Source organism: Thiomonas sp. FB-Cd (assembly GCF_000733775.1).
Taxonomy (GTDB): domain Bacteria; phylum Pseudomonadota; class Gammaproteobacteria; order Burkholderiales; family Burkholderiaceae_C; genus Thiomonas_A.
Map to the genome: position 1 here is coordinate 20,007 of NZ_JPOE01000002.1, position 23,233 is coordinate 43,239.

At 60.5% G+C, this 23,233-nt stretch carries 21 protein-coding genes and 1 pseudogene; 19 read left to right on the forward strand and 3 right to left on the reverse strand.

Annotation, left to right across the window (positions count from 1 at the left end; all coding sequences use genetic code 11):
• Positions 1–30: 30 nt before the first annotated feature.
• The 7 genes and pseudogenes from CD04_RS23475 to rlmD form a co-directional block, all read left to right on the forward strand.
• A pseudogene (locus CD04_RS23475) lies at positions 31–158 on the forward strand (IS256 family transposase); the annotation flags it as partial.
• Between the two features lie 165 nt (positions 159–323).
• The gene (surE, locus tag CD04_RS0100130) at positions 324–1,088 is read left to right on the forward strand and encodes a 5'/3'-nucleotidase SurE (RefSeq protein ID WP_031403804.1); all 765 of its coding nucleotides are present in this window, start codon (positions 324–326) and stop codon (positions 1,086–1,088) included.
• Positions 1,085–1,897, forward strand: a complete 813-nt coding sequence (locus CD04_RS0100135) for a protein-L-isoaspartate(D-aspartate) O-methyltransferase (protein WP_081857727.1) — start codon at positions 1,085–1,087, stop codon at positions 1,895–1,897. The genes surE and CD04_RS0100135 overlap by 4 nt, the downstream gene beginning before the upstream one ends.
• A 19-nt stretch (positions 1,898–1,916) precedes the next feature.
• A complete protein-coding gene (locus CD04_RS0100140; RefSeq protein WP_031403806.1) occupies positions 1,917–2,873 on the forward strand; it encodes a peptidoglycan DD-metalloendopeptidase family protein in 957 nt (318 codons plus the stop codon).
• A gap of 31 nt (positions 2,874–2,904) precedes the next feature.
• Positions 2,905–3,885, forward strand: coding sequence for an RNA polymerase sigma factor RpoS (gene rpoS, locus CD04_RS0100145; RefSeq protein WP_081857728.1), 981 nt, complete (start codon positions 2,905–2,907; stop codon positions 3,883–3,885).
• A 10-nt stretch (positions 3,886–3,895) separates the two neighbouring features.
• Entirely contained in the window at positions 3,896–4,702 is an 807-nt protein-coding gene (locus tag CD04_RS0100150; protein ID WP_031403808.1) for a 3'-5' exonuclease, read from the forward strand.
• Positions 4,703–4,752: 50 nt separating this feature from the next.
• A complete protein-coding gene (gene rlmD, locus CD04_RS0100155; protein WP_081857729.1) occupies positions 4,753–6,099 on the forward strand; it encodes a 23S rRNA (uracil(1939)-C(5))-methyltransferase RlmD in 1,347 nt (448 codons plus the stop codon).
• A 368-nt stretch (positions 6,100–6,467) separates the two neighbouring features.
• On the opposite strand, the gene CD04_RS0100160 is transcribed toward rlmD, so the two are convergent.
• Together CD04_RS0100160 and CD04_RS24955 are read right to left on the reverse strand one after the other, a co-directional pair.
• A complete protein-coding gene (locus CD04_RS0100160) occupies positions 6,468–7,178 on the reverse strand; it encodes a Bax inhibitor-1/YccA family protein (protein ID WP_031403810.1) in 711 nt (236 codons plus the stop codon).
• Between the two features lie 172 nt (positions 7,179–7,350).
• Positions 7,351–7,764 carry an energy transducer TonB gene (locus CD04_RS24955; protein ID WP_255333623.1) on the reverse strand — a complete coding sequence of 138 codons (414 nt, stop codon included), beginning with the start codon at positions 7,762–7,764 and terminating at the stop codon, positions 7,351–7,353.
• 523 nt (positions 7,765–8,287) lie between these two features.
• Here CD04_RS24955 and carA point away from each other — a divergent pair.
• From carA to CD04_RS0100195, 5 genes are all read left to right on the forward strand, one after another.
• Positions 8,288–9,454, forward strand: coding sequence for a glutamine-hydrolyzing carbamoyl-phosphate synthase small subunit (gene carA, locus CD04_RS0100175; RefSeq protein WP_031403812.1), 1,167 nt, complete (start codon positions 8,288–8,290; stop codon positions 9,452–9,454).
• 16 nt (positions 9,455–9,470) lie between these two features.
• Positions 9,471–10,124, forward strand: a complete 654-nt coding sequence (gene leuE, locus CD04_RS0100180) for a leucine efflux protein LeuE (protein WP_031403813.1) — start codon at positions 9,471–9,473, stop codon at positions 10,122–10,124.
• 40 nt (positions 10,125–10,164) lie between these two features.
• On the forward strand, positions 10,165–13,407 hold the full coding sequence (gene carB / locus CD04_RS0100185; protein ID WP_031403814.1) for a carbamoyl-phosphate synthase large subunit: 3,243 nt from the start codon (positions 10,165–10,167) through the stop codon (positions 13,405–13,407).
• Between the two features lie 91 nt (positions 13,408–13,498).
• Positions 13,499–13,960 (forward strand): transcription elongation factor GreA, encoded by a 462-nt coding sequence (greA, locus tag CD04_RS0100190; RefSeq protein WP_231480405.1) that lies wholly within the window; start codon positions 13,499–13,501, stop codon positions 13,958–13,960.
• Positions 13,957–14,391, forward strand: coding sequence for a DUF4149 domain-containing protein (locus CD04_RS0100195; protein WP_031403816.1), 435 nt, complete (start codon positions 13,957–13,959; stop codon positions 14,389–14,391). The genes greA and CD04_RS0100195 overlap by 4 nt, the downstream gene beginning before the upstream one ends.
• Positions 14,392–14,399: 8 nt before the next feature.
• Here CD04_RS0100195 and yhbY read toward each other — a convergent pair whose 3' ends face one another.
• Positions 14,400–14,882 carry a ribosome assembly RNA-binding protein YhbY gene (gene yhbY, locus CD04_RS0100200; RefSeq protein ID WP_031403817.1) on the reverse strand — a complete coding sequence of 161 codons (483 nt, stop codon included), beginning with the start codon at positions 14,880–14,882 and terminating at the stop codon, positions 14,400–14,402.
• Between the two features lie 77 nt (positions 14,883–14,959).
• On the opposite strand from yhbY, the gene CD04_RS0100205 reads away from it, so the two are divergent.
• The 7 genes from CD04_RS0100205 to pstA all read left to right on the forward strand — a co-directional run bounded on the left by CD04_RS0100205 (position 14,960) and on the right by pstA (position 23,217).
• Positions 14,960–15,613 (forward strand): RlmE family RNA methyltransferase, encoded by a 654-nt coding sequence (locus CD04_RS0100205; protein ID WP_031403818.1) that lies wholly within the window; start codon positions 14,960–14,962, stop codon positions 15,611–15,613.
• Positions 15,614–15,778: 165 nt separating this feature from the next.
• On the forward strand, positions 15,779–17,680 hold the full coding sequence (gene ftsH / locus CD04_RS0100210) for an ATP-dependent zinc metalloprotease FtsH (RefSeq protein ID WP_031403819.1): 1,902 nt from the start codon (positions 15,779–15,781) through the stop codon (positions 17,678–17,680).
• A gap of 85 nt (positions 17,681–17,765) precedes the next feature.
• Entirely contained in the window at positions 17,766–18,593 is an 828-nt protein-coding gene (folP, locus tag CD04_RS0100215) for a dihydropteroate synthase (protein ID WP_031403820.1), read from the forward strand.
• A gap of 80 nt (positions 18,594–18,673) precedes the next feature.
• Positions 18,674–19,993 carry a phosphoglucosamine mutase gene (gene glmM / locus CD04_RS0100220; protein WP_031403821.1) on the forward strand — a complete coding sequence of 440 codons (1,320 nt, stop codon included), beginning with the start codon at positions 18,674–18,676 and terminating at the stop codon, positions 19,991–19,993.
• Positions 19,994–20,305: 312 nt separating this feature from the next.
• Complete coding sequence (gene pstS, locus CD04_RS0100225) at positions 20,306–21,346, forward strand: phosphate ABC transporter substrate-binding protein PstS (RefSeq protein ID WP_031403822.1); 1,041 nt, start codon at positions 20,306–20,308, stop codon at positions 21,344–21,346.
• 21 nt (positions 21,347–21,367) lie between these two features.
• Positions 21,368–22,375: a phosphate ABC transporter permease subunit PstC gene (gene pstC, locus CD04_RS0100230; RefSeq protein ID WP_031403823.1), complete on the forward strand. Its 1,008-nt coding sequence runs from the start codon at positions 21,368–21,370 to the stop codon at positions 22,373–22,375.
• A complete protein-coding gene (pstA, locus tag CD04_RS0100235) occupies positions 22,372–23,217 on the forward strand; it encodes a phosphate ABC transporter permease PstA (protein ID WP_031403824.1) in 846 nt (281 codons plus the stop codon). Before pstC ends, pstA begins: the two co-directional genes overlap by 4 nt.
• Positions 23,218–23,233: the final 16 nt, after the last annotated feature.

The following is a 23,233-nucleotide window of genomic DNA, read 5'->3' on the forward strand; positions in this document are numbered from 1 at the left end:
AAGTCAACCTGCCCCAAGGGCCGAATCACCATGACCGCCGCACACAAGGGAACCCGTCTTCGGCCTCGATTGAATCCCTTTGGGGCCCGAACGGGGATTTGTTCAAGCGCCTGCTCAAGGAACCGTTGCAGGAAGCCCCTGAGGCCGAGATGGCCGAATAACTCATGCACCGGGGCGCTCTGTTCGCGAGTGGCATTTAGGGCTGTAAGGGCATAGGCGAGGCACGGGGGCAGCACAGCAACGGCGGCTGTTCCCAGCTGCATAAGGTGAGGTGCTTGGTTCCGCGGCATTCGGCAGCCGGAGGAACTCGATAAGATGCACGCATGCGCATCCTCCTTGCCAACGATGACGGTTATCTCGCCACGGGACTGCACGCCCTCTACGCAGGCTTGAGCCGGTTGGGGGAAGTGACGGTGGTGGCACCCGAGCAAAACGCCAGTGCCGCGTCTAATGCGCTTACGCTCAATCGCCCATTGTCGGTATTCAAGGCCGAAAACGGGTTTCTCTATGTGAACGGCACGCCGTCGGACTGTGTGCACATCGCGCTCACGGGCCTGCTTGATTTCCGCCCGGATTTGGTCGTGAGCGGCGTCAATAACGGTGCCAATCTCGGCGATGACACCATCTATTCCGGCACGGTTGCCGCCGCGACCGAGGGTTATCTTTTTGGGTTGCCCGCGTTGGCCGTCTCGCTGGTTCACAAGGGCTGGGCGCATCTGGATGCAGCGGTGCAGGTGGCCACCGAAGTGGCCTCGAATTTGCTGCGCGAGCCGCCTGCCAAGCCTGCGTTGTTCAATCTAAACGTACCGAATATGCCACGGGCTGAATTGCGTGGGCTGCGCGTAACGCGCTTGGGCAAGCGCCACCCAAGCCAGCCTGTCATCATGCAGCGCAATCCGCGCGATGAGCCGATCTACTGGATCGGCTCAGCCGGGGAGGCGCTGGACGATCAGCCTGGTACCGATTTTCACGCAATCGCGCAAGGTTACGCGGCAATTACACCGCTGCAGCTCGACCTAACGCATTACCAACTGCTGGAGACCTGCGAGACTCGATTCGCTGGCCTCATCAACGAGCGCAGCCTGTGAGCGCTGACTCCTCGCGCCCCCTGCGCGCGCGCTTCCCGGCGTACTTGCCTGTGGCAGGGGCGGCCGAAGGTAAGCCGGGCGCCACGGCGGCACGGCCTGCGCGCATGCCCGCCGTCGCGGCCAGAAAACCCACCCAGGGCGGACACCCAGTCAGCATGCCGACGGGCAACGGCTTGGACTCGCAGGCTGTTTGCGCGCGGATGGTGGAGCGATTGCGTGCAATGGGCGGGCTGGAGCAGACCGTATTGGAGGCCATGCTGTCAGTGCCGCGCCACCTGTTCCTGGAGCCCGGGCTCGGCGCCCAGGCCTATTCCGACAATGCGCTGCCCATTGGCCACGGGCAGACCATTTCCAAGCCATCGGTGGTTGCGCGCTGCGCCTCGGTGCTGTTGCAAAGTCTGGGGGCCCGACCCGAGCGCGTTCTGGAAATCGGCACGGGTTGCGGCTATCAGGCGGCCATTCTCAGCCGGATTGCCGGAGAGGTCTACAGCATCGAAAGAATTCGCGCCCTGCATGAACTCGCGCGCACCAACCTGCGTGCGCTGCGTCTTCCCAACCTGCGGTTGCTGCTCGGCGACGGTACAACTGGTGCTGCGTGTGGCGCGCCGTTCGACGCGGTGCTTAGCGCCGCCGCAAGCCCCGACGTTCCGGCGCAGTGGCTGCAGCAACTGCGCATTGGCGGCGTCGTGCTGGCCCCGGTGGGGCACCCACAGCGGCTCATGGCCTATCGCAAGCATGTGGGCGGCAAGATCGAATCGTGGTGTGTGGAGGATGCACATTTCGTCCCCCTAAAATCGGGCGTTCTCTGACGCCAAGGCCCGACCGACCATGCGACTCGTCCTGCCGCTGCTTTTGTTCACCTTGCCCCTGGCTGCTTGCTCGACCGTGTCGCTCAGCCCCGCACCAGTGGTCACCAAGAATTTCACTCCCGTGGGTGCGGCGCCGGCACAGTCGACCTCTGCGCCGTCCGCTGCCGCAGGGCCGAACGCGGCATTTGCAGGACAGCCTGGGTACTACACGGTGAGGCAGGGAGACACCGTGCGACGCATCGCCATGCAGGTTGGGCAAGACTGGCATGACCTCGTGCGCTGGAATGGCCTGAGCGACCCGAACGTGATTGAAGTCGGTCAGGTCCTGCGCGTCGCACCCCCAAAGAGCAGTGCTGTTGCCACAGCGACTCAGCCACTTGCTCCGAGTACGTCGCAGCCCGTCACCGGCGGGCCAATCGTACAGGCCTACCCACTCGCGCCGGTCGCATCGGCGCCTCCAGCAGCACCTGTGTCCCAGCCGTCATCTGGCGCGCCGAAAGTCAATGGGCCCATTGTTTCCCCCTCTTCCGCAAGTGTTGCGCCCACTGCCGCGACGACTGCGGCACCCGCTGCCTCGGCGTCTGCACCGAAGGCGCGCGCGGAAAACGGTGGTTTAACGTGGTCGTGGCCGGCGCTGGGCAAGGTCATTCAGGGCTACAACGGTAGTTCGAGCAAGGGCATCGACATCGCAGGCAATCTTGGCGAGCCCATATTCGCCGCGGCCAGCGGCCGGGTGGTCTACGCAGGCAATGAGCTGCGGGGCTTTGGAAACCTGGTCATCATCAAGCACAACAGCGACTACATCTCGGTCTACGCCCACAACGAGAAACTTTTGGTGAAGGATGGGCAGGCGGTGACGCGCGGCGAGCGCATCGCGCTGATGGGTTCTAGCGACGCGCCGCGCGTCGAGTTGCATCTGGAGGTTCGCTTGCGCGGCAAGCCGATCGACCCGTTGCAGGTATTGCCGGCGCGCTGACGCCGGCCATTTTGTCCTCGATCACGATCCCATGTCGCGCAACTCCAAGAAACCGCAGATCGCTTCCTCCTCAGTGCCCGAGCAGAGCACGCGCGACGGCGAGGCGGCTCAGGGTCCTGCGTTGGACGAGCAGACAGCGAGCGAACCGGCCACCAGGCTGGCCGAGGACGTGGATGCAGCCAGCCAGAGCGTCCTGCAGGCTTACCTCAACCAAATTCGCATCAAGCCTCTCCTTACGCCCCAACAGGAGTATGAAACGGCGACCCGTGCCCGCCAAGGCGACTTCGAAGCGCGCCAGGCCATGGTCGAGCATAACCTGCGCTTGGTCGTGAGCATCGCTAAGACCTATGCGGGGCGTGGCGTGGCCCTGGCCGACCTCATTGAAGAGGGCAATCTTGGGCTGATGCACGCCATCGAGAAGTTCGAGCCCGAGCGTGGCTTCCGCTTCTCCACTTATGCAAGTTGGTGGATCCGGCAGAACGTCGAGCGTGCCATCATGCAGCAGGCGCGTACCATCCGTCTCCCGGTCCACGTCATCCGGGAGCTCAATCAGGTCCTACGGGCGCGGCGCCATCTGGAAGATTCCAGCCCGAACGGCTCGGCATCCGTGGAAGACATCGCCAGCCTGACTGGCCGCACGGTCGACGAGGTGGCTGATCTATTGACCATGGGAGAGCTGCCGGCTTCGCTCGACCTAATGCACGAGAACAGCACGGGCGACAGCTATCAGGAGCAGTTTACCGACCGTGACGCGCCGGGTCCGGATGACACGACCCAAGCGCACCAGGTGACCCATTTGCTTGACACGTGGCTGCAAACACTGGGGGAGCGCGAGCGCGAGGTGATCGAGGCGCGTTTTGGCCTCTATGGGCGCGATACGGAAACCCTCGAAATGCTTGCTCGGCGGCTCGACCTCACCCGCGAGCGGGTACGACAGATTCAGCAAGAAGCACTGCTCAAGCTCCATCGGCGCCTGTCCAAGGGTGGCGTCGACAAGTCCTCCTTACTCTGAGACGCTGCTCGTGGCCGTGCCGGTCGTCGTATTCGACATTGAAACGATTCCTGATGCGCAAGCGGTGCGCGCGGCAGGCTTGGCTGATCCAGATCTGGACGACGCAGCGGCCATCACCCAGGCGCAAAATCGCCGCAAGGAGCAGACTGGCAGTGATTTCCTGCCCATCGTGTGCCAGCGTGTGGTCGTCGTTTCCTGCATCTTCCGCGACCCGGTCAAGGGACTAAAGGTTCATTCATTTGTCGACCGTGGCCAACAGGAAGGGGCCGTGGTGCAGGGTTTCTTTCGACTCATTGATAAATTTGAGCCGCAGCTCGTATCCTGGAATGGCGGTGGTTTTGATCTTCCCGTCCTTCACTACCGCGGCCTCGTGCACGGCGTGCAGGCATCCAAGTACTGGGACCTCGGCGAGGATGACCGCGAGTTCAAGTGGAACAACTACATTTCCCGCTACCACCACCGTCACCTTGATCTGATGGATTTGCTGGCGCTATACCAGCCGCGCGCGAACGCCGGCATGGACACCCTGGCCCAGCTTTGTGGTCTACCCGGCAAGCTGGGCATGGACGGCAGCCAAGTCTACGGGGCCTGGTTGCGGGGGGAAATTGATGCGGTGCGCCGCTACTGCGAAACAGATGTGCTCAATACATATCTGCTTTATTGCCGATTCCAGCTCATGCGTGGCGCCCTGAACGCGAACACATATGCCGGTGAAGTCCAATTGGTCCGCGCAAGCTTGGCCGAATGGGCGGCCGAGGAGTCGCATTGGGCTGAATACCTTCAGGCTTGGAGCAACCCCGGGCCGGCCAATCCGTGACCACGGTTTGCGGTGGTTCCACGCGCCCGGATCACTCTGGCCACACCTCAATGCCTGTGATGAAAGCGACCACGATTTCGGATGAATGGCTGCGCATCGACGCGCTGGATCTCGAGGCGCGTGGCGTGGCACGCAGGCAAGACGGAAAGGTTGTCTTCGCCGAGGGCGCGTTGCCTGGCGAGGAGGTACGCGTGCGCATCATGCGCAGCAAGGCCAAATGGGAGTCAGGGGAGGCCGTGCAGTGGCGTCGCACCGCCTTCACCCGCGTCGTGCCCCGCTGCGCACACTTCGGTGTCTGCGGTGGCTGCAGCATGCAGCATATTGACCCGCAGGCGCAACTTGCGTTCAAACAGCGCACGTTGGAAGATGATCTGTGGCATCTGGCACAAGTGCGGCCGCAAAGCTTGCTGCGCCCGTTGGCAGGGCCTGCTTGGGGTTACCGACATCGTGCACGCCTGACTGTTCGCTTCGTGCCAAAAAAAGGCGGCGTGTTGGTGGGCTTTCATGAGCGCGGCTCCAGCTATGTGGCTGACATGCGAAGTTGTGACGTCCTGCCTCCCCATGTGTCGACGCTTCTCCTCCCGCTGCGCGCACTGATCGGCGGATTGTCGTGTCCGGATCGGTTGCCGCAAATTGAGGTCGCTGTGGGTGACGCACAGACGGTGCTGGTGCTGCGTCATCTGCAGCCCCTCACGCTGGGCGATCGTGAACTGCTTTCGCACTTCGAGCGTGAGCATGGCATCCAATGGTGGCTGCAACCCGGGGGCCCGCAAACCGCTGCGCCGCTGAACCCGCAGACAAGGCCCTTGGACTATGCCATGCCCGAGTTCGGTCTGCGCATGCCTTTCACGCCAACTGATTTCACACAGGTCAACCACAGCATCAACCTTGCCCTGGTGTCCCGCGCTGTGCGCCTACTTGCCCCGCTCAAGCATGAGCACGTCGCAGATTGGTTCTGCGGATTGGGTAATTTCACCTTGCCGTTGGCCACGCGCTCGGAGCATGTTCTGGGCGTGGAAGGCAATGAAGGTTTGGTGCAACGAGCGCGCGACAATGCAGAGCAAAATGGCCTGGCGCGATGCACGCGCTTTGAGGCGCGCAATCTGTTCGAGATCGACGCAGATACATTGAAACGAATGGGTCAATTTGAAAAATGGTTGGTCGACCCACCGCGCGAAGGAGCGCTTGCACTTTGCAAGGCGTTGTGTGAGGCGGCAGCGTCAGGATATCCAGGGCCGACGCGCATCGTCTACGTGTCGTGTAATCCCGCGACCCTGGCGCGCGACGCCGGCCTGCTCGTCCATCAAGCCGCATATCGCCTGACGGCAGTCGGCGCGGTCAACATGTTTCCGCACACGTCGCACGTGGAGTCGATTGCCATATTTGAAAAGGCCTGAGAGCGCCAGGCGCCCCGGCAATCGATCGTCATGAAAGTGGCGTTGAGGCAAGGCAATGCGAAAGGGGCCCGGCCTGGGCGCTGAGCCGAAGTCAGCGACGCAATGGTGCGGTTCTGCGTATCCGACTTGGGCATGATGCCGCAGACGAGGAAGGGCATCGTGGGTACGGCGATCGACCGCCGGCCAATGGGGACGGCAAGCCGTGTCTCGCTGGCCAGATGATCACGCTCGGTTCCCGCTTGGACATCCATGGCCAGGTCCGCTTCGGGATTGGCAAGCGCTGAAGACATCGCACAAAGCCTTCGGGCCAGCGCGCAAGTCAAACAGCCCGGGGGAACCGGGCTGTTTGACTTGCAAAGAGAAGCGAATTAGCGACGACCACCGCCGCTGAAGATGCTCAACAATGAGAGCAAGTTCACAAAGACGTTGTAGAGGTCCAGATAAATCGCCAGGGTGGCGGAGATATAGTTGGTTTCGCCCCCATCGAGTACGCGCCTGACGTCGATCAGCATGAACGCCGAGAAGATGCCGATGGCCGCAACTGAGAACGCGATCATCAACGCTGGCATCTGCAGCCAGATGTTCGCAATGCCGGCGATGATCAGCATGATCACGCCCACGAACAGGAACTTGGATAGCCCGCTCAGATCACGTTTCACGACGGTGGCCAGCGAAGCCATGACCGCAAAAATCAGGGCAGTGCCGCCGAAAGCCATGCTGATGAGTTGCACGCCGTTGGCCAACCCAAGCACGAAGCTGAGCATCTGCGACAGCATCATGCCCATGAAGAACGTGAATGCCATGAGCCACGCGACACCAGCCCCGGAATTCTTGTTGCGTTCCACAACAAACATGAGACCAAACGCACCGCCGAGGAACAGAAGCATGCCCATGCCTGGATTCGTCAACATCCATTGCGCCAGACCCAAATGCAAGCCGGCCCAAGCGCCGAGCACGGTGGGCACCAGCGAGGCGGCAAGCAGCATGTAGGTGTTACGCAAAACACGGTTGCGTTCCACGCCAAGCTGGCCAGTACTCTGTCCGTAAAGCGAGGGTTGAGAATTGAAGCGATCGTCCATCTATTTCTCCCAGAACGCGAAGCGTTTTTCAAATATCAGACTTACCTTTGAGGCCCAAACGCTGAAGGAGTTCCAAACTCCAGCATGTCGTCAGACTCAAATGTTCCATGAAGTGTAGGCGCTTTGTCTGAATGCAAGCTGAAAGGCCGGGCGCAGGCGTGACTGCGCCCGGTCAAGAAGCCAACGAGAACCGAATCGGCACGATCACCCAGCCGGGCACAGGCTTGCCCGCGGCTTGGCCCGGTGTAAATGTCCATTGCTGAACAGCTTTCACGGCGGCTTTGTCGAGCGCTGCATAGCCGGAGGACTGCTGGATCCGGATGGTGTCAACGTGGCCGGAAGCCGACACCATCACCCGCAATTTGACGGTTCCTTCTTCGCCCATCCTCCGCGCCAAAGGGGGATATTCTGGTACGGGGTTATGCAAATAGGCTGCGCCGAATGCCGGGGGCGTCGATGGCGCTGGCTTTGCGGCGGCGTCTGTCTGCGTGGGTGCCGCCGGCGGCGCCACGGCTTGCGGCGCGGGATTCAGTGGTTGAGAGGTGGCAGTGGCTGGGTTGGAGCTGGTTCGCTCGGGCGCTTGCATGATGTTTGAAGGCGCGGTGGACGGTTGTGGCGCCACGGGCTCGGGTTGCGGCAAGGTGGGTTTGTGGGGCACGCGCGGTGTGGTCAGGGTGTTGTGTTGAAGCGGGCGCGGCTGCGCTTTGGCCACCGGTGGCGTGCGCATGGGTCTGCGGACGGCCGCCGGAGGGGGCGTAGGAGCGGCCGGCTTCATGGTGAGCGGTCGGGGGGCAGAACCTGGATGAACTCAAGCGCTCGGCGAGGCGCTGGGGGAATAAACGCGAAGTCGGCCTGCAGCGCCCACAACACCAGCACGTGCACGGCAACAACGCCGATACAAAGCGGCCAAAACACGCGCGGCGGGGGGCGAAGCGCGCCGCGCTAGGGCCAGGGATGGGGGGAACTGGTGCGGTCGACATGGGTGGTGGATGCTGGGAGCCGCACTGTGGAGGCTATAATTTCAGGGATTTGCGTCAAGCTCTAGCAGGGTTTGCGCATCCCAAAACAGCGTTTACCAACGCCGCAACACGCGTGCCCGGAGAATATCAATGTTGCCGTTGCAACCCAAAGCCATTTTGGCCCTTGCCGACGGTTCGGTCTTCCACGGGGTTTCCGTCGGGGCTCCCGGTGAGACCTCGGGTGAGGTGGTTTTCAATACCGCGATTACCGGCTACCAGGAGATCCTCACCGACCCCAGTTATTGTCGGCAAATCGTCCTGCTTACGTACCCACACATCGGCAATGTTGGTACCAATGCAGAGGACGTTGAAGCCGCCAAGGTTCATGCAGCAGGGCTCATCATCAGAGATCTTCCCGCACTGGATTCAAATTTTCGCAGAACCGAAGGATTGGGCGATTATCTGCGCCGCACCGATACGGTCGCCATCGCAGGTATCGATACGCGCAAGCTCACGCGCTTGCTGCGGAGCAAGGGGGCGCAAAGCGGCTGCGTGCTCGGGTTGAAACCCGGCGAGGTGGTGACTGCGGCCGTGGTCGAGCACGCGCTGGCTCGTGCGCGCGCGTTCCCGGGACTTGCCGGAATGGACCTGGCTCGCGTCGTGAGCACGAGGGAGTCATACCTCTGGTCGCAAACGGCTTGGGCCTTGGGCACGGGATATGGTGAGCAGCGTGAAGCACGCTTTCATGTTGTGGCCTATGACTTCGGCATTAAGTTCAACATCATGCGTTTGCTGGCCTCGCGTGGGTGTCGCGTCACGGTGGTTCCAGCACAGACTCCAGCCGAAGTCGTGCTCGCGATGCGCCCAGATGGCGTTTTCCTGTCCAACGGGCCGGGTGATCCCGAGCCCTGTGACTATGCGATTGCCGCGGTACGCACGATCATCGAACGAGGCGTACCCACGTTCGGGATTTGCCTGGGTCACCAGATCATGGCCTTGGCCGCTGGAGCTCGCACGTTCAAGATGAAATTTGGGCACCATGGCGCCAACCATCCCGTGAAGGATCTGGATACGGGGCGAGTGAGCATTACGAGCCAAAACCATGGGTTCGCGGTGGATGCCGACACGCTGCCGGCGGACGTGCGCCCGACCCATGTTTCGCTTTTCGATGGCACCCTGCAAGGTTTTGCCTTTCGTGACAAGCCTGCATTTTGCTTTCAAGGTCACCCCGAGGCCAGCCCGGGGCCACACGACATCCATAATCTTTTTGACCGCTTCGTGGGGCTGATGCAGGGGTCACGGGCGGCGGCATGGTAATCGGCGCTTGGCAGTCATGAACCACTTATTTGGCATCACCAATCTCGGGTTGTATGTACTTGGCGTGGTGTTTATCGTGTTGTTGCCGGGGCCGAATTCGCTCTACGTCCTGAGCGTGGCGGCGCAGCGCGGCGTGAGGGCTGGTTATCTCGGCGCGTGTGGCATCTTCCTTGGTGATACGGTGCTCATGGTGCTGGCCGCTGCGGGCTTGGCCAGCCTGCTCGAAGCGGTGGCCTGGCTGTTTATCCTCGTCAAACTGGCGGGAGCTGCCTATCTGGCGTGGATTGGGTTCAACATGCTGCGTGCAGCGTTGCGGCGCTACCGCCAGGCCGAGGCGCCGCTGGCGCCAGCAGTGCGGGTGGACGCTGCGCACCCCCTAGCCAAGGCTCTGCTCATCAGCCTGCTCAACCCTAAAGCCATTTTCTTTTTCATTTCCTTTTTCATTCAGTTCGTTGACCCCGCCTATCCTCATCCGGCACTGTCCTTTCTTGTGCTGGGTGGCATCGTGCAGTTTTTCAGCGCGCTGTATCTCTCCACGCTAATCTTTGCTGGGTCGCGCCTGGCTGATCTTTTCCGCGCACACCGCCGCATCGCAGCTTCGCTCACTGGATTGGTGGGCGCCGCTTTTATGGCTTTCAGCGCGCGACTCGCCACGGCGTCGCTCAAGTAATCGACCTCGAATTTTCCAAGCATTTCACCCGCAACGCTCCATGCCCAAGCGCACCGACATCCACAGCATCCTGATCATTGGCGCTGGCCCCATCGTCATTGGCCAGGCCTGCGAGTTTGACTATTCCGGGGCCCAAGCCTGCAAGGCGCTGCAGGAAGAGGGCTACAAAGTGATCCTGGTCAACAGCAATCCGGCCACGATCATGACGGATCCGGAAACAGCCGATGTCACCTACATCGAGCCGATTACCTGGCAGGTCATGGAAACCATCATCGCCAGAGAGCGGCCAGACGCTATTTTGCCAACGATGGGTGGGCAGACGGCCCTGAATTGCGCGCTGGACTTGCATCGCGAGGGTGTTCTCGACAGGTACAAGTGTGAGTTGATCGGCGCCAAGCCAGAGGCCATTGACAAGGCCGAAGACCGGCAGAAATTCAAGGAAGCGATGACTCGCATCGGCCTGGGTTCTGCTCGTTCGGGCATTGCGCACAGCATGGATGAAGCGTGGGCCGTGCAGAGATCCATTGGTTTTCCGACCATCATCCGACCGAGCTTCACACTGGGTGGAACGGGTGGTGGCATTGCGTACAACCCAGAAGAGTTTGAGGTGATCTGCAAGCGCGGCCTCGAGGCTTCACCGACCAGCGAGTTGTTGATCGAGGAGTCGCTCATCGGCTGGAAGGAATTCGAGATGGAGGTTGTGCGTGACAAGGCGGACAACTGCATCATCGTGTGCTCGATCGAGAATCTTGACCCGATGGGCGTGCACACCGGCGACTCCATTACCGTAGCGCCAGCGCAGACCCTAACCGACAAGGAATACCAGATCATGCGCGATGCGAGCATCGCCGTGCTGCGTGAGATTGGTGTGGACACGGGCGGGTCGAACGTGCAGTTTGCGATCAACCCGAAAGATGGGCGCATGATCGTGATCGAGATGAATCCACGGGTCTCGCGCTCCTCGGCGCTGGCGTCAAAGGCGACGGGATTTCCCATCGCCAAGGTGGCTGCAAAGTTGGCCGTGGGCTACACGATGGATGAGTTGCGCAACGAGATTACGGGTGGCGCGACTCCCGCCTCCTTCGAGCCGACAATTGATTATGTTGTCACCAAAGTGCCGCGCTTCGCGTTCGAGAAATTTCCCCAAGCCGATTCGCACCTGACCACGCAGATGAAATCAGTGGGAGAGGTCATGGCGATCGGCAGCACCTTTCAGGAGAGTTTCCAGAAAGCGCTGCGTGGCTTGGAAGTCGGTGTGGACGGATTGAATCAAAAGACGACCGATCGCGAGACCTTGGAACGCGAGCTCGGTGAGCCAGGTCCCGAGCGCATCTGGTACTTGGGTGATGCGCTCGCACAGGGGTTTAGTCTCGATGACGTGCATCAACTCACCCGTATTGACCCGTGGTTCCTTGCGCAAATCAAAGACATCGTCGACATCGAACTGCAACTAGACAACGAGCATTTGGATGCGATTGACGCTGAGACCATGCGCTGGCTAAAGCGCAAGGGCTTTTCCGACCGCCGTCTGGCGTATTTGCTCAAAAGTACGGAAAGCGGCGTACGCAAGCGCCGGCACGAACTGGGCATACGCCCGGTGTACAAGCGGGTGGACACCTGCGCCGCTGAATTTGCCACGCAGACGGCGTATCTCTACTCGACCTATGAGGACGAGTGCGAGGCGGAACCGACCACACGCAAAAAGATTATGGTGCTCGGCGGCGGGCCCAACCGTATCGGGCAAGGCATTGAATTCGACTACTGCTGCGTACACGCGGCACTGGCATTGCGCGAAGACGGCTTTGAGACCATCATGGTCAATTGCAATCCCGAGACCGTTTCCACGGATTACGACACCTCGGATCGCCTGTATTTCGAGCCACTTACACTTGAAGACGTGCTCGAAATCGTCGACAAGGAAGGGCCGACAGGGGTGATCGTGCAGTATGGTGGGCAAACGCCGCTCAAGCTCGCGCTCGCGCTGGAGGCGGCCGGCGTGCCAGTGATTGGAACGAGCCCCGACATGATTGATGCAGCGGAAGACAGGGAGCGTTTTCAGAAGCTCATCAATGATCTGGGGCTGCTTCAGCCACCGAACCGCACGGCACGCTCAGAGAGTGAAGCCATCACCCGAGCAGAGGAAATTGGCTACCCGCTGGTCGTACGGCCGAGCTATGTGCTGGGTGGGCGGGCGATGGAAATCGTGCATGAGCAGCGTGACTTGGAGCGCTACATGCGGGAGGCTGTGAAGGTGTCCCATGACTCTCCAGTGCTCCTCGATCGCTTCCTGAATGACGCGATTGAATGTGACGTGGATGCAATCTGCGACGGGCAGGATGTCTATGTCGCTGGGGTCATGGAACACATTGAACAAGCAGGCGTGCATTCGGGCGACTCGGCTTGTTCGCTGCCGCCTTATTCACTGTCGGCAGCGACTATCGCCGAGCTTGAGCGTCAGACCGTGGCCATGGCGCGTGGCTTGAGCGTCGTGGGTCTGATGAACGTCCAGTTTGCGATCCAGCAGGATGGAGAGGAGGACCGTATCTTCGTGCTGGAGGTTAACCCGCGCGCTTCGCGCACCGTGCCCTTCGTGTCGAAGGCAACAGGTCTGCAATTGGCCAAAGTCGCCGCACGCTGCATGGTGGGACAGACTTTACGGCAGCAGGCGATCCCGGCCCAAGTCATCCCCGGTTACTTCAGCGTCAAAGAGGCGGTCTTTCCCTTCGTCAAGTTTCCCGGCGTGGATCCGATCCTTGGCCCGGAAATGAAGTCGACCGGTGAGGTCATGGGTGTCGGCCGTAGCTTTGGCGAAGCCTTCGTCAAATCTCAAATTGCTGCCGGAACGCGTCTTCCCGATGCGGGCAAGATCGGCGGAGCCAAAGTATTTCTTTCGGTCAAAAATAACGACAAGGCGCGCATGGTTGAAGTTGCGCGTGATCTTCTGACGATGGGGTTCGCACTTACTGCGACGCGCGGTACCGCGGCAGCACTGGCGTCTGCGGGTCTGCCGGTTGAGGTTGTCAACAAGGTCACCGAGGGCCGCCCCAATGTCGTGGACATGATGAAAAATGGTGATATCGTCTTGGTCGTCAACACCGTCGAGGAGCGTCGCAATGCGATCGCGGACTCGCGTGCCATCCGCATTACGGCGCTTGCCAGTCGCGTCGCGACCTTCACAACCATTGCTGGCGCCGAGGCCGCCGTTGAAGGCATGAAATGCCTGAGCAGCTTGGAGGTCTACCCGCTGCAGGCTTTACACGAATCGCTGCATTTGGCACACTGAAAACCAAATCAGTCGAGCATCGCCGTGGCAGTGCGCTGCTGCGGCGTTTTTTTTTACATTGTTTTGTGGACACATGATTATGCCTACTCCCATGACTCGGCGCGGCGCCGAAAAGCTCCGGGCTGAACTGCAGCGCCTCAAGTCCGTCGATCGCCATGCGGTCATCCAGGCTATCGCGGAAGCACGCGCGCAGGGTGACTTGTCCGAAAATGCCGAATACGAAGCTGCAAAAGACCGCCAAGGTTTCATTGAAGGCCGCATCGCCGAAATTGAGAGCAAACTGTCGTCAGCGCAGGTGATCGACCCGGCCGAGTTGCACGCCGATGGTCGGGTGGTGTTTGGCGCCACCGTGGAACTGTCCGACGAGGAAACAGGTGAATCGGTGCTCTACCAGATCGTCGGCGACGACGAGGCCGACTTGAAGCACGGCATGATTTCAGTCAGTTCCCCCATCGCGCGTGCGCTGATTGGCAAGGAAGAGGGCGATATTGCGCAGGTTATGGCCCCCGGCGGTGTGCGGGGCTACGAGATTGTCAAGGTCCGATACGCATGAGCAATCTGCGCGCACGCTGGGTTCTCGCCGCACTATGGCTTGGCGGCTTGGCCGCGGTGGGCTTAATCGGCGCCCCCACGGCTTTCGCGGTGCTGCCGGACCGGATGCAGGGAGCGGCCGTTGCCAGTCGCATGTTCTATCTGATGACGCTGGCGGCACTGGTGCTCGGTTGCTTGCTGATGATTCTGGAGCGTCACCATGCGCAGCCGCTGGCGGCGTCGAAACCGTTCTTCCTGGTCCTCGGTGGTCTGTTCTTTGCCGTGCTGGGGGAGTTTGGGATCGTGCCTCGCCTCATTGCTGCTGCGGCAGCGCACGCACCTGATGCCGGGATATGGCATGCAATAGCCAGCTTGGTGTACCTGCTCCAAGCGGCCTGCGTGTTCGCATACGTCTGGATTCTGCCTGTCTCGGCAGCCCGGCTCGGGCGGTGATCGTAGCCTCAGCCCAACCGGATTTTCTTGATGCTTGACTGGCGCGGCTTGGCTCGCTTGACTTTGCCCGTGGCGGTAAGTCGCTCATTGCCAAGGACAGTGACGCGCTTGACGCGCGCGCGGTGCGTGGGGCTGGAGGAGGGGACAACCACTTTCACCTGTTTGGGCGCTGCCTTCTTGCCACCCTTGGCGACAGCAGGCGCATGCGCTTCGGCGGGTACAGGCCGAAATAACACGAGGATTTTTCCGATCGACTGCACCGGTGCTGCCTTCAGGTCGTGGCAAATGCGCTCCATCATGTCGGCGCGCATCTGTCGGTCGTCCGAAGCCACGCGAACCTTGATCAGACCATGGGCAGCGAGAGCGCGGTCGATTTCAGCGATCACCGCATCGGTGAGGCCCTGGTCGCCGATCAGCACGGTGGGCTTGAGCGGGTGCGCTTGCGCACGCTTGACGCTGCGGTCGGCGGGAGTAAGTAGTAAGGTAGTCATGGCCGAATTATCCGTCTTCTCGATGCGCGCCCTGCAGCGCGGCTAAACAGCATCTCCGACCGAGGCCTTCAGCACTGATGAAAAAGAACCGCTTCAAGAAAGCCTGGCTTAACGAGCACCTGCATGACCCTTTCGTCAAGCGGGCGCAAAAGGAGAACTATCGCTCCCGTGCGGTATACAAGCTGCAGGAGATCGACGAGATCCACAAGCTTCTGCGGCCCGGACAAATTATCGTGGATCTGGGCAGCGCCCCAGGTGCCTGGTCGCAGTACCTCAGCAGAAAACTGGGCGACGGCGAGGGGAGCCTCAGGGGCGAAGTCATCGCTCTTGACCTGCTGCCCATGGAGCCGGTGGGTGGTGTCCGGTTTATCCAGGGGGATTTCCGAGAGGCGGAGACACTGGCCCAGCTCGAAGCCGCACTCCAGGGGCGCGGGGTGGACGTAGTTCTCTCCGATATGGCGCCCAACCTATCGGGCATCGCTTCGGCCGATGCGGCACGCATTGAACATCTGGCTGACTTGTCGCTGGAATTCGCGCGAAAGTGGCTGAAGGACGATGGCGCATTGTTGATCAAGAGCTTCCACACGGGGTACTTCAGTCAAATCGTCAACCGCTTCAAGCTGCAATTCAAGACGGTCAAGACCATTAAACCGAAGGCCTCCCGGGATCGCTCGGCTGAGGTGTTCATTCTGGGGTTGGACCCCAAACCAACGGAAGTGAAGCCCGAATGAGCTATTGCATATAAAAAATCAATAGTTTTCGCCAATTATTTCCTTGGAGCATGTGTGCCTAATGCGCGAAATCAAGGCCTCAAGACTTGATTCGCCTAGAATCGGGCGCAGATTGAGGCTAGTGCAGCAATCGTATGCTCCACGCTGGAGTTCCAGGAGTCCGTCTTGAACAATCAATGGTTTTCCAAGGTCGCAATCTGGCTGGTGATCGGGCTTGTGCTCTTCACCGTGTTCAAGCAGTTCGACCGCACGGCGCCGACCGATTCGGTGAGTTACACCCAATTCATGCAAGAGGCCAAGCAGGGTCGCGTGAAAAAGGTCATCGTGCATCAGAGCGGCACATTGGATGTGACGACCACTGAAGGCCGGCGCTACACGCTCACATCTCCCGGCGACCTGTGGATGACGGGCGATCTGATCAAGGATGGTGTGCAGGTTGTAGGCGCTCCGCGCGAGGAGCAGTCCTTCCTGATGCAGATTCTGATTTCTTGGTTCCCCATGCTCCTGCTCATCGGCGTGTGGGTGTATTTCATGCGCCAGATGCAAGGTGGAGGCCGCGGCGGAGCATTCAGCTTTGGAAAGTCAAAGGCACGCCTGCTCGATGAATCCAGTAATACGGTGACCTTCGCTGATGTCGCTGGATGCGATGAGGCTAAGGAAGAGGTCAAGGAATTGGTGGACTTTCTGCGTGATCCGCAGAAATTCCAGAAACTGGGTGGCCGCATTCCCCGCGGTGTGCTGCTCGTCGGGCCGCCCGGTACGGGCAAGACCTTGCTTGCGAAAAGTGTGGCGGGCGAAGCCAAAGTACCGTTTTTCTCGATTTCGGGTTCGGACTTTGTCGAGATGTTCGTGGGCGTCGGTGCATCGCGCGTGCGCGACATGTTCGAGACTGCAAAGAAACACGCACCCTGCATCATCTTCATTGACGAGATCGACGCCGTGGGGCGCCATCGTGGTGCGGGCCTGGGCGGCGGCAACGATGAGCGCGAACAGACGCTCAACCAAATGCTCGTTGAGATGGACGGCTTTGACACCAACTTGGGTGTGATCGTGATCGCGGCAACCAATCGTCCGGACATTCTGGACCCCGCGTTGTTGCGCCCGGGCCGCTTTGATCGCCAGGTCTACGTGCAGTTGCCCGATATCCGCGGCCGCGAGCAGATCCTGATCGTCCACATGCGCAAGGCTCCAGTGGGGCCCGATGTGCGCGCCGACATCATTGCACGCGGCACGCCAGGGTTCTCAGGTGCCGATCTCGCAAATCTGGTGAACGAGGCATCGCTTTTCGCGGCGCGCCGCAATGGGCGCCTGGTGGAGATGGAAGATTTCGAGCGTGCCAAGGACAAGATCATGATGGGGGCTGAGCGCCGGTCCATGGTCATGCCTGAGGAGGAGCGCCGCAACACGGCCTATCACGAAGCTGGCCATGCGCTCGTCGCGCGCTTGATGCCGCAGACCGATCCGGTGCACAAGGTCACAATCATTCCGCGTGGCCGGGCGTTGGGTTTGACCATGCAGCTCCCCGAGATGGACCGCTACAGCATGGGCCGGGATCGGATCCTCAGCATGATCTCGGTGCTGTTCGGCGGGCGCATCGCGGAAGAAGTGTTCATGAATCAGATGACCACGGGTGCCTCCAATGACTTTGAGCGCGCCACCCAGTTGGCGCGCGACATGGTGACGCGCTATGGGATGTCCGATTCGCTCGGCCCGATGGTGTACGCGGAAAACGAAGGAGAGGTGTTCATCGGTCGGTCCATCACCAGGACCACGCATGTGTCTGAACAGACCATGCAAAAAGTTGATGCAGAAATTCGTCGCATCATTGATGAGCAGTACGCCTTGGCGCGCAAGCTCATTGAAGACAACAAGGACAAGATGCATGCGATGGCGAAGGCTTTGCTTGAATGGGAGACCATTGACGCCGAGCAGATCGATGACATTATGGCGGGTCGCCCGCCGCGCCCACCCCGTCCCCCCGGCGCGACGACGACAGGCCAACCACCCGCCACAGGTGGTCGCCCAAGCGGCTTGCCAGCGGACGCACCAACTGCTTCGGCTGCGTGATTTGCGCGCGACATCCTGCGAACGGCCCGGAAGCATCCGGGCCGTTTTCATGCGCCCCTGCCTGCGCACTTGACCTTTCGGATTGATGGCTCGCTTTTGGTCCGCTGGGCGTTTTAGACTGGCTTTGCAACGGCCGCTGGTCATGGGCATCGTCAACGTCACGCCGGATTCCTTCTCCGATGGCGGACGCTATGCCAATGCTGATGCAGCGATCGCCCACGCGCGTAGGCTCGTGGATGAAGGTGCTGACATTCTCGACATCGGTGGCGAGACAACTCGCCCCGGCTCTCATCCGCTGCCACAAGAGCAGGAATGGCAACGCATTGGGCCCGTGCTGCGCGAACTGGTGCGCTGGGGCGTGCCGATCTCGGTTGACACCTACAAGCCGCAAACCATGCGTTTGGCGCTTGAGCTTGGAGTCGACATCATCAATGACGTGTATGCCCTGCGCATGTCCGGGGCTGAGGCCGTTGTTGCGCCTTCAAATGCCGGCGTGTGTCTCATGCATATGCGCGGTGATCCTGCCACCATGCAAGAGTCGCCACACTACACGGATGTTGTCGCCGAGGTGCGTGAATTCTTGCTCGCACGGGCTGACGCGTTGCTGGCACAAGGTGTTGCCGCAGAGCGCATCTGCCTCGATCCGGGCTTTGGTTTCGGCAAGCGCCTTGAGCACAACATTGCGCTCGCGCGCAGTCTGGAGGCCATCACTGACAGTGCTTATCCGGTACTCGTCGGCATTTCGCGCAAGTCCATGATTGGCGGCACGTCGGGGCGCCCGATCCCGGAGCGGCTGCCCGGCAGCTTGGCCGCAGCCCTGGCGTGTGTGGCTGCGGGATCGGCGATCATACGCGTGCATGATGTGGCCGAGACGGTTGACGCCTTGAAGGTGTGGGCAGCGATGCGAGGCTGAGCCTGCCAAGTCAGTCGCTCGGTGCTGAAGCGGCAAGGTGTACGGTCAAAATACAGAACGAGTCACGAGGTGGAGAGCCTATGAGCAGACAGTATTTCGGAACGGACGGCGTGCGAGGGCGCGTGGGTACGAGCCCCATCGTTCCCGAGTTCGGCCTGCGCCTGGGGCATGCCGCAGGCAAAGTGCTGCGCCAGCGTGGCACCACGCGGCCGACTGTGCTGATCGGCAAGGACACACGGGTGTCGGGCTATATGTTCGAGGCGGCTCTGGAATGCGGTTTTGCAGCAGCTGGGTGCGACGTGGTCCTCGTGGGCCCGCTGCCTACTCCTGGTGTGGCATACCTGACGCGTGCGTTGCGCCTGGATCTGGGCGTCGTCATTAGCGCCTCTCACAACCCCTACGCTGACAATGGCATCAAGTTCTTCTCCGCCGCCGGCAGCAAGCTGCCCGACAGCTGGGAAGAGGAGGTCGAGGCCGCACTGCCCGAGGCCGAGGGGTGTGTACCGTCTGAGCAACTCGGCAAGGCGCGACGGCTCGATGACGCCGCTGGGCGATACATCGAGTTTTGCAAGAGCACATTTCCGAACCATCTCACGCTCAAGGGCCTTCGCTTGGTGGTGGACTGTGCGCACGGTGCCGGTTATCACATTGCCCCATCCGTGTTCCATGAGCTTGGGGCGGACGTGATTTCAATTGGCGTACAACCCGACGGGTTCAACATCAACAAGGACGTTGGGGCCACAGCGCCCGACGCCTTGATCCGCGCTACGCGGTCCAATCATGCGGATTACGGCATTGCGCTCGATGGCGACGCTGACCGGCTGCAACTGGTGGACAGCAGCGGTCGCCTGTTCAACGGCGACGAGCTGCTGTATCTCCTCGCAATGGACCGTCGGCCCGCCGGCGTCGTCGGTACGCTGATGACCAACCTTGCGGTGGAGCAGGCCATCAGGGCTCAGGGCATGGAGTTTGTGCGCGCGGCGGTGGGGGACCGGTACGTGCTTGAGGAGTTACTGACGCGCGGTTGGCAATTGGGCGGCGAGGGATCTGGCCATTTGCTGATGTTGGATCGTCATACAACTGGGGACGGCATCATCGCCGCGCTGCAGATCCTGGAGCTCGTGGTGCGAACCGGGAAGAGTCTTTCCAATCAGCTCGCTGCCGTGCGCCTGTATCCCCAGACTTTGCTGAACGTCAAGCTTCCACCGGGGCTGGATTGGAGGATGCATGATGGTTTTGCCCGCGCACGCTCTGAGGCAGAGAAGCGGATCAACGGCCGCGGCCGCGTCCTTGTCCGGCCTTCGGGCACCGAGCCGGTCCTGCGCATCATGGTCGAGCATCAAGAGGCCCATGTTGGGGAACGCACCGCGCGAGAGCTCGCCGAGTCCCTAAGCCTTTGACCTGAACCCGAAGGGCACGAGGGGCGCCGTAGCGGGAGTCTGGATCGCGCCAAGCGCGTCCTGGCCCCGAAAGACTGCGGTTGCGCCGGCCGCGCCCTACGCTGAGCGCGCGCACATGGGCGCCGCCCACGCAAAGGGCATGCGGGCATGCAACCAAAACCGATCGGGGCGCGGCAACCGGGCGTTGCGGGCGGGGCGTTATGTGCGGCCAGGCTTCGGCGATATGATTGTCATATGATTGTCACAATGCGTTCTTACGATGCCCGGTGTGGCTGAGAAAACCACGCCGTTTCCATCTTAGGAGAATGACATATGAAATTGAATCGTCGATCGTTTGCCAAAGCTGCCATCGCTGTCGCCGTGTCTGGCGCCGTCGGCGCGGGTGTGATGGCCACTGCCTTTGCAGGGGAAACTCTCACCGGTGCTGGCAGCACATGGGTGTATCCGCTGGTTGTCAAGTGGTCCGTGGCCTATGACAAAGAAACCGGTAACAAGGTGAACTACCAGGGGATTGGCTCAGGTGGTGGTATCGCCCAGATCAAGGCTGGCACCGTGGCGTTTGGCGCCAGTGACATGCCACTCAAGCCCGAAGAGCTGCAAAAGGATGGCTTGATCCAGTTTCCCACGGCCATCGCTGGCGAGGATCTCGTCTACAACTTGCCGGGCATCAAGCCGGGTGAGCTCATTCTGAGTGGCCCGGTGGTCGCCGACATTTACCTCGGCAAGATCAAAAAATGGAATGATCCGGCGATTGTCAAGCTCAACCCAGGTGTGAAGCTGCCTGACATGGCCGTCACGGTCGTGCACCGTTCCGACGGCTCCGGGACAACCTTCACGTTTGCTGACTACCTGTCCAAGGTCAGCCCCGAGTGGAAAGAGAAGATCGGCGCCAATACCTCGCTGAACTGGCCCGCAGGTGTCGGCGGCAAGGGTAACGAGGGCGTCGCAGCCTATGTGCAGCGCATTCCTGGGTCGATCGGCTATGTGGAATACGCCTACATTTTGGAAAACAAGCTCGCCTACGCTCGCATGTATAACCGCGACGGCAAGCTCGTGAGCCCCAGCTTGAAAGGCTTCCAGGCGGCTGCCGCTCACATTGACTTCACCAAGGCGAAGGATTTCTACGTGATTCTGACCGACCAGCAAGGTCCTGACACATGGCCCATTTCCGGTTGCACCTGGCAGATCCTGCGCAAGGCATCGCCCAAGGCGACCAATGAGGCCGTGACCAAGTTCTTCAGCTGGGGCTTCGAGAAGGGCCAATCCATGGCCGAATCCATTGCATTCGGACCGCTGCCGCCCAGCACCGTGGACGCGATCAAGGCCTACTGGAAACAGAATCTGGGTATCTGACTGCAATAGAAGACGCTCAATATGAATGGATCCGAAGTTGTGACAGGCGCCCAGGTCGAACTGAGTGCCGCTTCGGAGCAGAAATCCGCTGGAAAGTCTTCGGGCTTTCCAGCGGATTTTCTGTTCCGAAAATTTACCGGCTTCGTCGCTTTCATCGTGGCTGCCACCCTGGTTGCCATCATGATTTCCCTCATCATTGAGGGCTGGTCGGCATTGCACACCTTCGGATGGAAATTCCTGATCACCAGCACCTGGGATCCCGTCAGCAACGTTTACGGTGCACTGGTCTTCATCGTTGGCACGCTCTTGAGTTCCCTCATTGCCATGGTGATCGCGGTACCAGTGAGCTTCGGCATCGCATTGTTTATCTCTGAACTGTCGCCGCGCTGGTTGCGCGGTCCAATTTCTGCTGTTATCGAATTGTTGGCAGCGATCCCCAGCATCATTTACGGCATGTGGGGATTGCTGGTGTTTGCGCCCTGGTTTGGGAACATCGAGCCGTGGATCAATGATCACCTCGGCGTCATTCCAGGCATCGGCATGCTGTTTCAGGGCCCACCCATGGGCATCGGCATGTTGACCGCAGGTATCGTCCTTGCGATCATGGTCATCCCCTTTATCGCGTCGGTCATGCGTGACGTGTTCATGATTACGCCAGCGGCCTTGAAGGAGTCCGCCTATGCATTGGGGGCGACCACATGGGAGGTTGCGCGTCACGTGATCCTGCCCTTTACCCGCAGGGCCGTGACAGGCGGCATTTTCCTCGGTCTCGGGCGTGCATTGGGCGAGACCATGGCTGTGACCTTCATCATCGGCAACGCCAATAATCTGAGCGCCAGCTTGTTGATGCCTGGCGCTTCAATTGCCTCTGTCATTGCCAACGAATTCACCGAGGCGACGACGCCCCTCTACAAATCCTCGCTGTTGGCGCTCGGCTTGATCCTTTTCGTCATCACGGTGGTGGTTCTGGCGCTGGCCAAATTGCTTTTGTTGCGGCTGGACGCAAGCCTGGAAGGTAAGAAGGCATGATTTCGCTCTACACAAGGCGACAGCTGATCAACAAGATCAATCTGACGATCGCTGTCCTGATGACCGTCTTTGGTGTTTTTTGGGTCGTTTGGATTCTCTGGACCACCCTGCGCTATGGGCTCCCGGCGCTCAATTTGCAGCTGTTCACCCAGGACACGCCACCGCCAGGCGCCGATGGTGGGGGGTTGCGAAATGCCTTTGTCGGCAGCCTGCTTCTGCTCGGTGTGGCTGTTGCCATCGGCACGCCCATCGGTGTGCTTGCTGGCACGTGGCTGGGCGAATTTGCCGTCAAGCACAGGCTTGGTGCCGTTGTACGTTTCCTCAACGACATCCTTCTAAGCGCTCCGTCAATCGTCATTGGCCTGTTTGCATATGCCATCCTGGTCGATCCGTTGGGTCATTTCTCGGGATATTCCGGTGCCGTTGCCCTGGCCCTGATCCTCATTCCGGTGGTGGTGCGCACGACCGATGAGATGCTGCGCCTTGTCCCGGGTTCGCTGCGTGAGGCGGCGATTGCGCTCGGCACACCGCACTGGAAGATGGTCACCAAAATAACCTGGAAAGCTGCATCGACAGGCATCCTCACGGGGATCATCCTTGGTATCGCGCGAATCAGCGGCGAGACTGCGCCGCTGTTGTTCACGGCATTGAACAACCAGTATTTCAGCATGGACATGAATCACTCCATGGCCAACTTGCCGATCGTCATCTTCCAGTTTGCGCTCAGTCCCTATGCCAACTGGCAGAAGATGGCCTGGGCAGGTGCATTTGTCGCTGTGGGCTTCATCCTGGTGCTCAGTCTCAGCTCACGCTGGCTGCTCAGTCGCGGCACCAAGCTTTGAGCGCCCACCGATCCTT